Raw genomic sequence first — 13122 nt, 5'->3', positions numbered from 1 at the left:
GCAAGATCGCGATTAGCCTCGAACGGGTGTTGGACATCGCCGAGGTCGCCGAGAAGACGGGGCTCGCCCCGTCGGCTCTGCGGTTCTACGAGAAGAAGGGGCTGCTCGCCTCGAGCGGCCGCAACGGCCTGCGCCGCACCTACGAGCCAGAGGTGCTGCACCGGCTGGAGCTGATCAACTGCGCGCGCCGGGCGGGGTTCTCGATCGCGGAGATCCGCCGGTTCCTGGGCGCGACTCCCGCCGACGCCGCCGTGCGAGCCAGGATGGCCGAGAAGGTCGCGGAGCTGGACGAGGACATCGCCCGGCTGCAACGCATGCGGCACAGCCTGCAGCACGCCTCGGCCTGCCCGCATGAGCCGTTGGTCGAGTGTCCCGAGTTCAAGCAGGCACTCGCCACCTAGGTTGGTCCGCGCTTCGTCAGGAGCCGTGGTAGCTCAAGCCGGCCCAGTCCGACGGGTGGAGGTAGGGGCGCGCGTCCGGGTCGCGCAGTTGCAGGTTGCGGACGAGGCTGAGCAGGTCGTGATCGGAGGATCGGGCAGCCACGCCGCTGAGGGCCTGGATCTTCTGCGCGTTGGTGGTGTCCCTCAGCCACTTCTGGGACGCGCGCAGCGCTGCCGCCGGCGGGCACCGCTCGTCCTTCCAGAGCTGGTAGAAGCGGGCCATGAGGAGGCTGACGGCCTCGCTGCGGATCGCCCATTGGGTGGCGACGACGCCGGCGAACCCGGCCTGGATCAGACCGCTGGGAAGGCTGACGACCTCGTCGGGCAGGGTCGTGCCGGGACGGTCGGTGTCACACGCGGACAGCACCGCCAGACGTGCTTCGTGACCGCGGCCGGGGGTTTCGGGTCGTAGCTCGAGGATCTCGCGGAGCGTGAGCTCGTGGTCGCCAGCCAGGATCAGGGCGCTGTCGAGGGGACTGTCCGGGTTGGCGTGGCCGTGCGTGATGAAGTGGAGGACCTCGGCATCCACCGCGGCGGCGGCCACGTTCGCGTGGTCGGCCTGCTCGCCTTCGAGGGAGGTCGTGCGCGGGAACCAGTGCGTGACCCAGGCGGCCTCGGCGCGGGCGTAGCCGATCGGCTGGCGGGACGTGGGCCGGGGATCGACGACCACGGCGAGTCGCTCGGCGGGGGTTCGTGCCGCGATGCGGCCGGTGATCTCGAGACTGCGGGCGTTCGGGGCGTAGGTGACCGTGATGTCGTCGAGGAGGTAGCGGCGGGTGCTCGACGTGTCGTGGTCCGGCTTCCAGGCCGCGTGCACGGGGAGCATGGCGAGCATGCCGGAAGGCACGACGATGATCCGGTCGGCGCCTCCGGTGGTCGTGAGTGCCGGTGCCGTGATCGCCTGCCAGGCCCAGCGGGTCACCGCGTCCAGCGTGCCTTGCCAGCGTCCGGGTCCCGTGGACGCCGAGTGGCGTGCGTCGAGCAGCGCGCGGGCCCGGTTTCCCACGGCGGCGGCGGTTGCCGAGGGCAGCTCCACGCCTCGGATCTGGTCGTCCGGGTGCACCGTCAACGCGAGTCCTGCCGGTTGTGCCGCGGCGAGGTAGACGATCACGGAGCCGGGTGGGACGGCGCGGTGGACGTCGGAGATCGTGGGGGCGAGGAGGAAGCGTTCGTAGCCGTCGATCCCCCGGATGGCGTTGATCGCCTGATCGAGAGCGTCTCGATGACCGTGCAGTTCGGCTGGTCCGGCTCCCTTCCGCGTCGCGCTGTCCAACGCCGCGGCCGCGACGCGGTACCGGCCGGCCAGCTCGGCGTGTTCCGTGCCGGCCAGGTGGTCGAGCTCGGCGCGGTCGCGTTCGAGTGCTTCCGCCAGCTGCTGGCCGCGTCCGGCTTCGAGGGCGACGACCGCGTCCTCGGAGCGGCCGGCTCGGAACATGGCGTAGGCGGCCTCGGCGGGCAGGCCCTGCGAGTCGGCCAGCCAGGTTTCCTTGTCCTCGCGCAGCAACTGCGTGCGGAACAGCCGCTGGGTGGCCTCGAGCGCGTAGCCGTACGCCTCGGCCGCTTCCGGCCAGGCGCCGCGTTCGGCCGCCCAGTCGCCCCACAGGCGTGCGGCGGACAGCGCCCACTCCAGTGAGGCGCTGAAGCCGTGGTGAACGGCCTGCCGGTAGGCGGCCACCGCACTGTCGACCAGCGTGTCGTCGTTGGTGAGTTTGCTCTGCGCCTGCAGGGCGCGGCCGAGGTTGTACTCCCGCGACGATCGGCCGACGTCACCTTCGGGAGTGAGACGGAGCGCCGTCCGGTAGTGCTCGATCGCCTGCTCGCCGAGTGCCGGATCGGAGTTGGCACGGGCGGCTTCCGTGAGCGCGTTGGCGAGATTGTTGTGGCTGCCGGCCATGTTCGCGTCAGGCTCCATGTCCGCAGTTGCGGCGAGTGCCCTCGTCTGCAGGTCGACCGCGGACCACAGATCGGCCATGTCACCGTTGGCGTGGTAGCGGGTCAGCAGGGCGCTGCCGAGGTTGCTCAACGTCGCCCCGAAGGGCCGGTTCGCGTTGACTGTTTCAGTCAGCAGCCGAACAGCTTCTTCGATGTCGGAGGGGTCACGGGTGCGGAGATACCGGTCGCGCAGAAGGTTTCCGAGCCGGGCGGGCAGCCCCGTCGGTGACGCGGGGGCAGTCGGCCTGCCGCCCGCGAGGATCTGCCGGTAGAACTCGATCGCGCGGCTGAGGTCGTCGAGACCGCCACGCGCCTCGTACCGGTCGGACAGCAGGTCGGCGAGGGTGTCCCGGAGTTCTACGAGGCTGGGCACGGACGCGGCGCGCTCCGCGTGGCGAATCGCCTCGTCCAGCACGTCCAGGTCGCCGAGCAGGAACTTCCTCCGCAACAGGAGAGCGAGCGCGCTGTCGCACAAAGCTGCCAGCGGGGTCCCCTCCTCGACGTGCGCAGCGGCACGTCGAGCATGCCTGATGCCGTCGTCGAGCCTGGTCCGGTCACCGGTCCAGTCGTGAAGGTGACGAAGCGTGCCGGCGAGGTTGCAGTCCAGCCGGACCTGCTCGAGGCTCCCGGCCGGCACCAGGTGCAGGCCCGCGGCGAACAACCTCGCCGCCGCCTCCAGGTCCGGGATGCTGGACTCGTTGATGCCGCACCAGTTGTGCGCGATTCCGGCGCGGTTCAGCACCGCGACCCGGAACGCGACGGGACTCGCGGCGAACTTCCTGTCCGCCACCACTCGGTCGAGCGTCTCGGCCACCAGGATCTGGTGCGACAGGTCTCCCTCCACCACACAGCGGTCGAGGTGACTTCCGGCTTTCGCGAGCAGACGCTGGAAGCGGCGAGGCACGTCGGGGATCGGCTGCCACCCCAGCTGCTCCTCCGCACGCCGCCCGTTCACCCTGCCTCTCCCGCCGCGCTCGTGAGTCCGGGACCGCGCTCCAGGTGTGCCGTCAGCCGCCGGCCTGCCTCGATCTCCAGTTGCGGGTCGGTGGGCATTTCATGCCCCAACGCGGCGTAAAGGTCCTTGCGGTACAGGTCGTAGCACGTCTGAACGAGCCGGCCGTAGGTGGCGGATCCGGCCAGCGCCACGCGGTAGCCGACGATCATGCCGAGCAGCGCGACGCCCAGAGCCCACCACGTGAAAGGCGTCCACACGCAGAAAAGCAGGCTCCACAACCACAACCTCGCGCCGTCGTCCAGCTGGGTGCGGGCGGCGGAAACCTCTGCGCGAGCGGTGTCCGGCATGGCGAGCCACAGCGGCGGCCAGCAGACGACCGCGTCCAGACCGTACCGGTGCCGGGACCGGGATTCCGCCGCCCTCAGCACGTCACCGAGCTTGGTGGGCATCCGATCGCCGGGATCGGCCGGCACACCCGCCCGCCACCGGTTCAGGGAGGCGTACTCGGCGCGTTCCGCGGTCGTGAGCTCCTCGCGACGCCGGGCGAACGCCCGCCAGCGCTCGGCACGGCGACGAACGACCCTTCCTCGCAACGCGACCATCACGACTCTGAGCGGCCGGGCCCAGCGCGGCCAGTAGCCCTCCAGCAACCGCAGCACACCGAAGATCAGCGACTCGCCCAGCCGCGCCGACCCCGCCACCAGGAGCAACAACAGCACGGCGACGAAAGCCTGCACGGCTACGGACGTGGTGCCGAAGGACCTTGCCCACCAGCGTTCGAGCTCTCGCCAGCCCGAGTTCGGACCGGCGAACCCGCCGTGTCCCCACGTCCACGCCAGCAGGCCGCCGATCCAGAACACCAGCGCGGGGGAGCCGAGCAGACCGGCCCACCGCTCGGCGACCTTGGTCCCGAGGCCGGCCCCGAGTGCACTGAGCATCCGGCGTCACCGAATCCGGTCGAGCCGGCCGTGCCCTCGCGGGCAGCTGTCCGGGACGGGCTCACCGACCTCGAAGATCGGGTATTCGTAGTCGCAGGTCGAACACCGGTAGAGGATCTCCGCCGACGGGGCCCCGTGTCCCGGCAGAGCCTGATACGACCCGAGCTGGTCGGCCGTGCGGCTGGTGTCCTGTTCCTGCGGCAGACGGCGGCGCATCTCCTCGCGCAGCGCGGGCTCGGCAGTCAGCAGCTCCAGAATGTCGTCGGCCACGCGTTCCCCGGCGTCGGCGCGTGCGAGCAGGTCGTCGAGCGGCTCAGCGACCGAACCGATCATCGGATCCGTCCGGATCGTGCGCGCCGCGGCCACGATGTCTTCATCACGCATCCCGCCCTCCCGAACACATCCATACACCATCAGCCGCAGAAGCCGGTGATCGTTCTGGTCAGGACGTCGATGAGCCGCCCGGACGAACGGGCGCTCCGAACAGGTCCTTGAGCAGCTGCCCGATCGTGGCCGGATCGAGCTCCGCGGCGCGCACGATCTGCTCGGCGTCCGGGTGGTCGAAGCCCCGACGGCTGCCCCTGTTCACCCTGGGAACGAGCGAGAGCCGCCCGTCGTCCAGTTCGGCTCCGACGAGTTCGGTGCCCTTGACGAACGCGCCCCACGTCTTCACCCCGGCGAGTGCGAGAACCGGTGTGATGGGCATCGGATCGGTGCGGAAGTTCGGCGCCGGGACGTCGTACGTGGTCTTGTCCAGGGCGGACAGCAAGAGCGCCCCGATGTCCTCGGCGGGCGCGTCCAGCGGCACCTTGGTGAACGGTGGCCAGGAGATCCACAAGCCGGTGCCGGTCCTCGCCTGTGCCACGACGAGCAGATCGTCGCGCCTGGAGTAGATCTGGCAGCGCTTCACCTGGCAGGACCCTACCCCGCCAGCCGCAGAAGCCGGTGATCGTTGTCTCCGGCGCGAGCGGGTCGCCGTCGTAACCGGACGTGCCGACCGTGTCGATGTGGCCGTTGAGCATCAACGACTTGCCGCCGCCGGTTCCTCTCCTGACGGCGACGAGCGACGGCCTGCCCCGGCATTGCTCCAGGCGATGGACCTCGAAGTTGTTGTGCTTGAACCGATCGGTGCAGTGGTCGGCGATGGCTGTCTCGCCGTTGCCGCCGGGGACGAGGTCCGGGTTGACCGAGTCGATGGCGATCAGTTCGGCGAGCAGGTCACGCGGATTCACCGGAGTCTCCCCACGGGTTGGCGGCGCTGCCTTCGGTGCTGATGAGGACGACCGTGCCGAGGTCTCCGAGGTCGTCGCGGACGGCGCGGAGCCCGGCCAGTGATGCGGCGCCGCAGGGTCCGGAGTGGACGTTCAGGGCGTGGAGATCCCGGACGGCCAGGGCGCATTCGGCGTCGGAGATGGCCACGGCGGCGTCCAGGCCGTTGTGCAGGAACGGCCACGCGGTGGCCGAGGGTGTGCCGCAGTTGAGCCCGGCCATGATCGTGTCGCTCGTGGGAACGGTCCTGAGCTCGCCTGCGATGAGGCTTGCCAGGACGCAGGCGGCCTGGTCCGGTTCGACGGCCAGGAGTCTCGTGCGCGAGTCGCGGCTGCGGTAGTGGGTGATCACGGCCTGGGCGAACGAACCCACGCCTACCGGGATGACGACGAGGTCGGGTTCGTCCGGCAGTTGCTCGTCGATCTCGGCGCACAGCGTGCCGTAGCCCTCGACGATCCAGGCAGGGATCTGCTCGTAGCCGGGCCATCCCATGTCCTGGACGAGGATTCCGTCGGCTTCGGCGGCCATCCGGACCGCGTCGTCGTACGTTCCCCGGACGACCGTGACCTCAGCCTGTTCGGCCTTGATGGCTTCGATGGCGTGCGGGTGGACGTTGTGCGGCACGAAGATGTGCGCGCGTTGGTGGAACAGGCGCGCCATGCGGGCCACTGCGCGGCCGTGGTTGCCGTCGGTTGCCGTGGTGAGCGTGACCTGTTCCGTTTGGTCTGCCAGAACGCGGTGAACGGCCCACGATGCGCCGAGAGCCTTGAAAGCGGGCAGCCCCAGCCGGGAGGATTCGTCCTTGACGAACAGCCGGTCGGCGCGGAGTTCCGTCGCGAGGGCGGGGAGCTCGGTCAGGGGTGTGGGCGCGTAGCCGGGAAGTCGCGCGTGGAAGTCCCGCACGCCGGTGGGTGCGGGCGGGCACCTCCAGGCGCGGGCGTCTGGCCGCATGAACTTCATGAGCACCAGCGTGCGGTGGCGCCGATCGTCGGTCCAGCGCATGTTCTCGATCTGTATCGGTGGAAGAATCCGACGAATCTCTGGGGAGGAGGTGCCTGTGACCGATGAGGAGCTGATCGTCGAGTTCGCGCTGACCCGCCTCGACAACCCCGGCCTCGACCTGGAGGAGGTCGCGGCACTGGTGGTCCGCAGGATGGGGCCGGAGCGCATGGTCGAGTTCGCGGGCCAGACGCTCGCGCACCGCGACGAGCTGCGGGGCGCCCTGTTCCCGGCCGCGGTCGAGCACGTGCTGCGGGTGGTTCTGACGCTGAGAGGGCCGCGGGACTAGCGGGATCGGCGGGCTTCGGGTTGATCATGCCCGGCGTGGTGGGCCCGGAGGTGTGGCCGACGGTGTTCGGAGCGGTACTCGCCGTGGTCGCGCAGCTGTGGCGAATTGACCGGTTCGGGTGGCTCTACGAGCGCTTGAACAGGGCTTGAGCCCGACTGCACGGAATTGTCGGTACCGGCCGGTACCGTCCATCCCATGAGTGCTGGGGACCGGATTCAGGAGCTCGCCGCGCGGGTCACGGAGCTGCGCGACGCGTACTACCAGGGTGCGCCGCTGGTGGCCGACGCCGAGTACGACGCGGTGGAGGACGAGCTGCGCGCGTTGATCGCCGCGCACCCGGAGCTGACGCCGGAGGACAACCCGCTGGACCACGTGGGCGCGCCGTCGGTGCTGCACGCGCCGGTGCGGCACTCGCGGCCGATGCTGTCGCTGGAGAAGGCGAACAAGCCGGAGCAGGTCGAGGCGTTCTTCACCCGCTTCCCCGGCCAGCCCGTGGTCGTCATGCCCAAACTGGACGGTCTGTCGCTGGCCCTGGTCTACGAGAACGGCAGGCTCGCGCGCGCGGTCACGCGTGGCGATGGCACGACGGGCGACGACGTCACGTTCCTCACGCGCGCATTGTGCGACGGCGTGCCGGACGCGGTCGACGCGCCGGGCAGGGTCGAGGTGCGCGGCGAGTGCGTGATGCTGCGCTCCACGTTCAACGCCTACAACGCCAAGAACCCCGACAAGCCGCTGATCAACCCCCGCAACGCCGCGGCGGGCACCCTGCGCGCCAAGGACCCGAAGGCCGTCGAGGGCCGCCGCATGCAGTTCTTCGCGTTCGACCTGACCACGGAACCCGAGAGCGCCGACTCCGACCTGGACGCGGGCCTGCGCAAGCTCGGCTTCAGCGTCGCCGAGATGCGCCACTGCTCCACCGCGGCCGAAGCGCAGGAGCTCATCGGCGCGATCGAGCGGCAGCGCAACAACCTCGACTACGACCTCGACGGCGCCGTCCTGCGCCTGGCCAACCGCGACGCGTACGCCGCCGCCGGCACCCGCTCGAGCTCCCCGCGCGGCGCCATCGCCTACAAGTTCGCCGCCGAGGAGAAGACGACGGTCCTGACCGACGTCGTCTGGGACGTCGGCAAGACCGGCAAGATCGCCCCGGTCGCCTGGCTGGAACCGGTCTTCGTCGGCGGCACCACCGTCACCCGCGCCACCCTGGCCAACCAGGAGGTCATCCGCTCCCGTGGCATCAAGATCGGCGACACGGTCCTGGTCCGCCGCGCGGGCGACGTGATCCCGTTCGTGGCCGGCGTGCTCGACGCCTCCAAGCGCACCGGCGCCGAGCGCGAGATCGTCCCGCCGTCGGTGTGCCCGTCCTGCGCCCAGCCGCTGACCGAGCAGGGCAACAGCCGCGAGCTGTTCTGCACCAACGGCGCCTGCCCCGCCCAGACCGTGCGCCGCCTGATCCACTGGTCGTCCCGCGCAGGAGCCGACATCGACGCCATCGGCCAGGTGTGGATCGAACGCCTCGCCGAAACCGGCGACCTGGTGAACCCGTCGGACTTCTACACCCTCACCAGGGAACGGCTCCTGGAGTTCGACCGCGTCGGCGAGGTCTCCGCGACCCGCATGATCGAGTCGATCGACCGCAGCCGCTCGGTCGGTCTGCGCCGAGCCCTGATCGGCCTCTCCATCCCGATGGCCTCCGAAGGCACCGCGGCCCGCCTGTGCCGTGCGGGCTTCGGCACCCTGGAAGAGGTGGCCGACGCGGGCGTCGAGAAGCTCGTGGCCGTGGAGGACATCGGCCAGAAGGTCGCCGAGTCCCTGACCCACCACCTGGCCCGCCTGCGCCCGGAGATCGAACGCCTCCGCGAGCGAGGCGTCAACCTGGACGTGCGCGAGGAGGACCTGCCGCCGAAGGTGGTGGCCGGCGCACCCCTCGCGGGCAAGTCGGTCGTCATCACGGGCTCGATCAGCGACCCGCGCTCGGGCGAGAAGGTGACCCGCCCGACGTTCCAGAAGATGTGCGAACGCGCCGGCGCCACCGCCGCGTCCTCGGTGTCGTCCACCACGGACATGCTCATCACCGGAGCCGGCGTGGGCGCGAGCAAGCTGACGAAGGCCGAGAAGCTCGGCGTCGAGGTGGTCGACCAGAGCGAGATCTGGACGGTGCTGATCGAGGCCGGCGTCGCCTGAGGGCTGTGCGGCAGGACGCCCCCAGGCCGCCGTCGGGGAGAGTTGACGGCCTGAGGGCGAGTCTGGTGATGGCCGGTGCGGTGGTCGCCTCTCGGCGGTGGGCTCGACGCGGTACCAGCCGGACGGTGTTCCGCGAAGGCGATTTGGGTGAGGCCCGGGGGACCTGGGCCGCACCAGCCACTGTGTTCAACGGTGTCGTGGTGTCTGGTGTTTCCCGGTGGGCCTGTGGGGTCGCTCACCCTGGGGAACTTGTTTTGTTGCAAGGAAAGCGGTGCCGGGTGTGGATGCCCCCAGGCCGTCGTCGGGGGAGAACGCGACGGTCTGAGGGCAAGCTCGGGTCGGTGGCGGACGTCTCCAGGAGGTTCGCGCACCGGTGTGATGGCTGCAGGAAGCCCTCAGGCCGCAGCTGGGGGTACAGCGGCCTGAGGGCGGGCTTGCGGGAGGCCCTCAGACCGTCGCCTGGGGGGAGTACGACGGCCTGGGGCGAGCTTGCGATCGGCGGTGGGGCTCAGCGGAGCTCGACCGACCATCCCCTTCAACGGCAACGGCATGCCGTGTGTTTCCGGATGACGTGTGTGGTCGCTCACCGTCGATAGTTGTTGTTCTGCAAGGAAAACGCGTGTGGTGGTCGGTGCGGCGGTCACCTCTCGGCGAGGGCACGACGCGGTACCAGCCGAACGGTCTTCCGCGAAGGCGTTTTGGGTGAGGCCCGGGGGACACGAACCGCACCGACCGCTTCGTACAACGGCGACGGCGTGCCGGGTGTTTCCCAATGATCTGTGTGGTCGCTCACCACGCAGAAGCCTGTGCGCAAGTGGAGGCACCCCACCCGGCCGTGCGCAGCCTGGTGCAACGCACGGCCGGGGGTGCCGTTGGCGCGGAATTGGCTCGCCGGTGGCGAGTGAGACGAGCCGGGCGATCGTGTCGGCGGGCTCGCGTGGATCAAGTGTGGCGCTCGCGCCGAGCAGGACCAAGGGGCCAAATCGCGGCTGGAGCAGGCCCTGGATCAGGCCTGGCCGGCGTGCTGCGAGCACGGCGTCGCGGCGCTGGTTCACGCCGAGCTTGCGGTAGGTGCCGCGCAGGTGGGTCTTCACCTTGTTGACCGAGACGAACAGCGAGTCGGCTATCTCCTCGGTGGTGCGCATCGACGGCAGTTCGAGGAGCAGGTCGCGTTCGCGGATCGTCAGCACGTCGACGGGGGCGGTGGACGCGGCGGGCAGCGCGGTCATCGTGGTGGTGGCGAACGACTCCAGCCTGCCGAAGCGGCCCGCGCCGCGAGCCAGCAGGTCGCGGACGGGCTTGCCCGCGTTGAAGCACGGGCGCAGCGCGCCGTACGGTTCCGCGGCGGCCAGCGCCTCCGTGAGAGCCTCGTGTGCTCGGCGCTGGTCCCCGGAGCGGTCGACCAGCACTGCCTCCAGCAGCCAGCCGTCCACGATCGTCGGTGCCGCGAGCGCCGGAAGTTCGCCTGACAACAGCGGTTCCACGAGCTTGCGGGCCTGTGACGCGCGGGCGTGGTGGGTGTGGACGACATGAGTGGCCATTGTGGATTGGGTGCGACGGAGGTCGGCGTGCTGGCCGCGCTCACCGAGACCGACGTCCGCCCGAACTTGATGGTCGGCACCTCGGTGGGCGCTGCCAACGCGGTGTGGTTCGTGCTTCATTCGTCCGATGTGGACTCTTTGGCTTCGCTGTGGCTCTCGTTGCGTCGCACGGACGTCCTCCCGGCCCGGCCGGTGCGGGGTCTGCTCGGCCTGCTGGGATTCCGTGATCACCTCGTGCCGAACTCCGGATTGCGGCGGCTGCTGAAACGTTGGCTCGGCGAGATCGACCTGACCGGCACCGGGATTCCGGTGCACGTCGGTGCGACGGACGTGCTCACCGGCGCGGAAGTCCTGCTGTCGAAGGGATCGGCGCTCGATGCGGTGCTGACTTCGACCGCGATCCCAGCGGTGTTCCCTCCGCTGCACCTCGACGGGCGCTACCTGATGGACGGCGGCGCGGTGAACAACAACCCGGTGTCCCACGCGGTCGAGCTCGGCGCCGACCTGGTGTGGGTGCTGCCGACCGGCTACGCGTGTGGCTGACCTCGCCGCCGCGGAGTGCTGTCGGTATCGCGTTGCAGGCGCTGACGTTGCAGGTCAACCACCGGCTGGCGGTGGACGTCGAACGCTACCGGGACCTGGTCGACCTCCGGGTGGCGCCGTCGCTCTGGCCGCTGCGGGTGTCACCCGGTGACTTCGGCGGGGCGCGTGAGCTGATCGATACCGCATACGCGAGCACCTGCGACTGGCCGCAGGCTGCCCCGACAGTCCCGTGCCTCACGCCTGCGCGACGACCAGGCCGGACTCGTAGGCGATCACCACGAGCTGGGCGCGGTCACGGGCGTGCAGCTTCGTCATGGCGCGGTTGACATGGGTCTTCGCCGTGAGCGGGCTGATCACCATGTGGTCGGCGATCTCGTCGTTCGACAGGCCGCGGGCGACCAGGACGACGGCCTCGCGTTCGCGGTTGGTGAGCCCGGTGACGTCGCCGTTCGGGTGCGGCGGGCGGCTGACGTACTGGTCGATCAGCCTGCGGGTGATCGACGGCGCGAGCAGCGCGTCGCCGCGGGCTGCCACCCGGACGGCGTGCAGGAAGTCCTCCGGCTGGATGTCCTTGACGAGGAACCCCGCCGCACCGGCTTTGAGGGCGTTGAACACGTACTCGTCGAGGCCGTAGTTGGTCAGGATCACGACGTGGACCCCGGCGAGCGCCGGGTCCGCGGCGATGCGCCTGGTCGCCTCGATGCCGTCCAGGACCGGCATCTGGACGTCGACCAGGGCGATGTCCGGCAGGTGCTGCCGGGCGAGCCGCAGGCCTTCCGCGCCGTCCGCGGCTTCGGCGACGACCTCGATGTCGTCCTCGGCGGCGAGCAGCGCGCGGAAACCGCTGCGGATGAGCGGCTGGTCGTCGACCAGCAGGACGCGGATCACGGTTGCGCCACCGGGAGTTCGGCGTGGACGGTGAAGCCGCCTCCGGTGCGCGGCGCCGCGTCGAGCCTGCCGCCGAGCGCCGTGACGCGTTCGCGCATGCCGAGCAGCCCCACGCCGGGTCCTGGTGCTGTGTCAGGGGTTGCCGTGCCGTCGTCGTCGACTCGGATGACGAGCGCGTCCGGCCGGTAGTCGATGCGGATCTGCGCGGTCGCCGCGGCGGCGTGCCTGGCGATGTTGGTCAGCGACTCCTGGACGATCCGGTACGCCGTCCGCTCCACGGCGGCGGGCACGTCGTCGCGCTCGCCCTCGATCGTCAGCTCCGCGTCCAGACCGGACGATCTCGCTCGCTGGACCAGCGCGGGGACGTCGCCGATGCCGCGGGGCGGGTTCTTGTCGTCGTCGCGGAGGGCTTCCAGGGTCGCGCGGAGCTCCCTGGCGGCTTCTCGCCCGGCGTCGCGGATCGCCAGCAGCGACTCGGGAACGTCCTCGCCCCGCTTCTGGGCCAGGTGGACGGCGACCTCGGCCTGGAGCTTGATCACCGAGATCTGGTGGGTGAGGGAGTCGTGCAGCTCGCGTGCGATGTGCAGGCGTTCCTCGTTGGCACGCCGCAGCGCGGTCTCCTCGCGAGTGCGTTCGGCTTCGTCGGCGCGGCGTTCGGCCTGCCGGAGGGCCTCGCCCGCGGCCGCGGCGGCGATGAGCCAGGCGATCTGGAGGACGTCGCGGGACTGGGCGAACGCCTCGGACGTCGTGAGGCCGAGCGGTGAGACGAGCGCCGCGAGGGGGAGTGCGCCGACCATCAGCACCGAACCGGCGACGGTGACGACGCGGTGGCCCGCCCTCATCGTCGAGTAGACCGCGAACAGGAAGGCGATCACCGGCACGTCGTGGCCGAGTGCCTGGTAGCCCAGAGCCGTGAGGCCGGTCGCGGCCAGCACGGCGATCGGCGCGGTCCGGCGCGCCACGAGCGCCAAGCCTCCCGCGGCCAGCAGCACGTAACCCGGAAGGCTCGCCGGGTGTCCGGCCACGACGAGGCTCGCCGCCACCCCGATGGCGATCACCCAGTCCAGCCAGCGCTTGTCCATGCGTGCACCTTAAACCCGTGTTCGCACTGGTAGATCGTGCGCTGGGATGAGATCGGGCC

The 13122-nt window shown here is 70.5% G+C and carries 13 protein-coding genes; 5 read left to right on the top strand and 8 right to left on the bottom strand.

All coding sequences use genetic code 11. From position 1 onward, the window contains the following. Positions 1-26: 26 nt before the first annotated feature. Positions 27-401 carry a MerR family transcriptional regulator gene (locus C8D87_RS03560; RefSeq protein WP_112225506.1) on the top strand — a complete coding sequence of 125 codons (375 nt, stop codon included), beginning with the start codon at positions 27-29 and terminating at the stop codon, positions 399-401. Between the two features lie 16 nt (positions 402-417). Here C8D87_RS03560 and C8D87_RS03555 read toward each other — a convergent pair whose 3' ends face one another. The 5 genes from C8D87_RS03555 to C8D87_RS03535 all read right to left on the bottom strand — a co-directional run bounded on the left by C8D87_RS03555 (position 418) and on the right by C8D87_RS03535 (position 6536). Further along, the gene (locus C8D87_RS03555) at positions 418-3327 is read right to left on the bottom strand and encodes a CHAT domain-containing protein (RefSeq protein ID WP_112225505.1); all 2910 of its coding nucleotides are present in this window, start codon (positions 3325-3327) and stop codon (positions 418-420) included. Further along, entirely contained in the window at positions 3324-4265 is a 942-nt protein-coding gene (locus C8D87_RS03550; RefSeq protein WP_112225504.1) for a hypothetical protein, read from the bottom strand. The genes C8D87_RS03555 and C8D87_RS03550 overlap by 4 nt, the downstream gene beginning before the upstream one ends. Positions 4266-4271: 6 nt before the next feature. Then, positions 4272-4649, bottom strand: coding sequence for a hypothetical protein (locus C8D87_RS03545; RefSeq protein WP_112225503.1), 378 nt, complete (start codon positions 4647-4649; stop codon positions 4272-4274). A 58-nt stretch (positions 4650-4707) separates the two neighbouring features. Next, positions 4708-5175, bottom strand: coding sequence for a hypothetical protein (locus C8D87_RS45645; protein WP_170166294.1), 468 nt, complete (start codon positions 5173-5175; stop codon positions 4708-4710). 308 nt (positions 5176-5483) lie between these two features. Continuing rightward, on the bottom strand, positions 5484-6536 hold the full coding sequence (locus tag C8D87_RS03535) for a pyridoxal-phosphate dependent enzyme (protein WP_112225502.1): 1053 nt from the start codon (positions 6534-6536) through the stop codon (positions 5484-5486). A gap of 55 nt (positions 6537-6591) precedes the next feature. On the opposite strand from C8D87_RS03535, the gene C8D87_RS03530 reads away from it, so the two are divergent. Genes C8D87_RS03530 through ligA form a run of 3 tightly spaced genes read left to right on the top strand, consistent with a single transcriptional unit; the run spans position 6592 to position 9009 of the window. Further along, positions 6592-6822, top strand: coding sequence for a hypothetical protein (locus tag C8D87_RS03530; protein ID WP_109639541.1), 231 nt, complete (start codon positions 6592-6594; stop codon positions 6820-6822). A gap of 26 nt (positions 6823-6848) precedes the next feature. Beyond that, positions 6849-6971, top strand: a complete 123-nt coding sequence (locus C8D87_RS48480; RefSeq protein WP_267899827.1) for a hypothetical protein — start codon at positions 6849-6851, stop codon at positions 6969-6971. Between the two features lie 46 nt (positions 6972-7017). Next, positions 7018-9009 (top strand): NAD-dependent DNA ligase LigA, encoded by a 1992-nt coding sequence (ligA, locus tag C8D87_RS03525; protein ID WP_112225501.1) that lies wholly within the window; start codon positions 7018-7020, stop codon positions 9007-9009. Between the two features lie 395 nt (positions 9010-9404). On the opposite strand, the gene C8D87_RS03520 is transcribed toward ligA, so the two are convergent. Beyond that, the gene (locus C8D87_RS03520) at positions 9405-10550 is read right to left on the bottom strand and encodes a helix-turn-helix transcriptional regulator (RefSeq protein WP_112225500.1); all 1146 of its coding nucleotides are present in this window, start codon (positions 10548-10550) and stop codon (positions 9405-9407) included. Between the two features lie 6 nt (positions 10551-10556). Here C8D87_RS03520 and C8D87_RS46725 point away from each other — a divergent pair, with 6 nt between their 5' ends. Next, positions 10557-11093: a patatin-like phospholipase family protein gene (locus C8D87_RS46725; protein ID WP_215732148.1), complete on the top strand. Its 537-nt coding sequence runs from the start codon at positions 10557-10559 to the stop codon at positions 11091-11093. Positions 11094-11327: 234 nt separating this feature from the next. Here the strand turns inward: C8D87_RS46725 and C8D87_RS03510 are convergent, their stop codons facing one another. Next, a complete protein-coding gene (locus C8D87_RS03510) occupies positions 11328-11981 on the bottom strand; it encodes a response regulator (RefSeq protein WP_109639538.1) in 654 nt (217 codons plus the stop codon). Then, positions 11978-13063: a sensor histidine kinase gene (locus tag C8D87_RS03505; protein ID WP_112225499.1), complete on the bottom strand. Its 1086-nt coding sequence runs from the start codon at positions 13061-13063 to the stop codon at positions 11978-11980. Before C8D87_RS03505 ends, C8D87_RS03510 begins: the two co-directional genes overlap by 4 nt. Positions 13064-13122 lie beyond the last annotated feature (59 nt).

Source organism: Lentzea atacamensis (assembly GCF_003269295.1).
In the GTDB taxonomy this organism is placed as follows: Bacteria; Actinomycetota; Actinomycetes; order Mycobacteriales; family Pseudonocardiaceae; genus Lentzea; species Lentzea atacamensis.
Note: the sequence above shows the minus strand (reverse complement) of the source record. Positions and strands in the feature narration are given on the sequence as shown.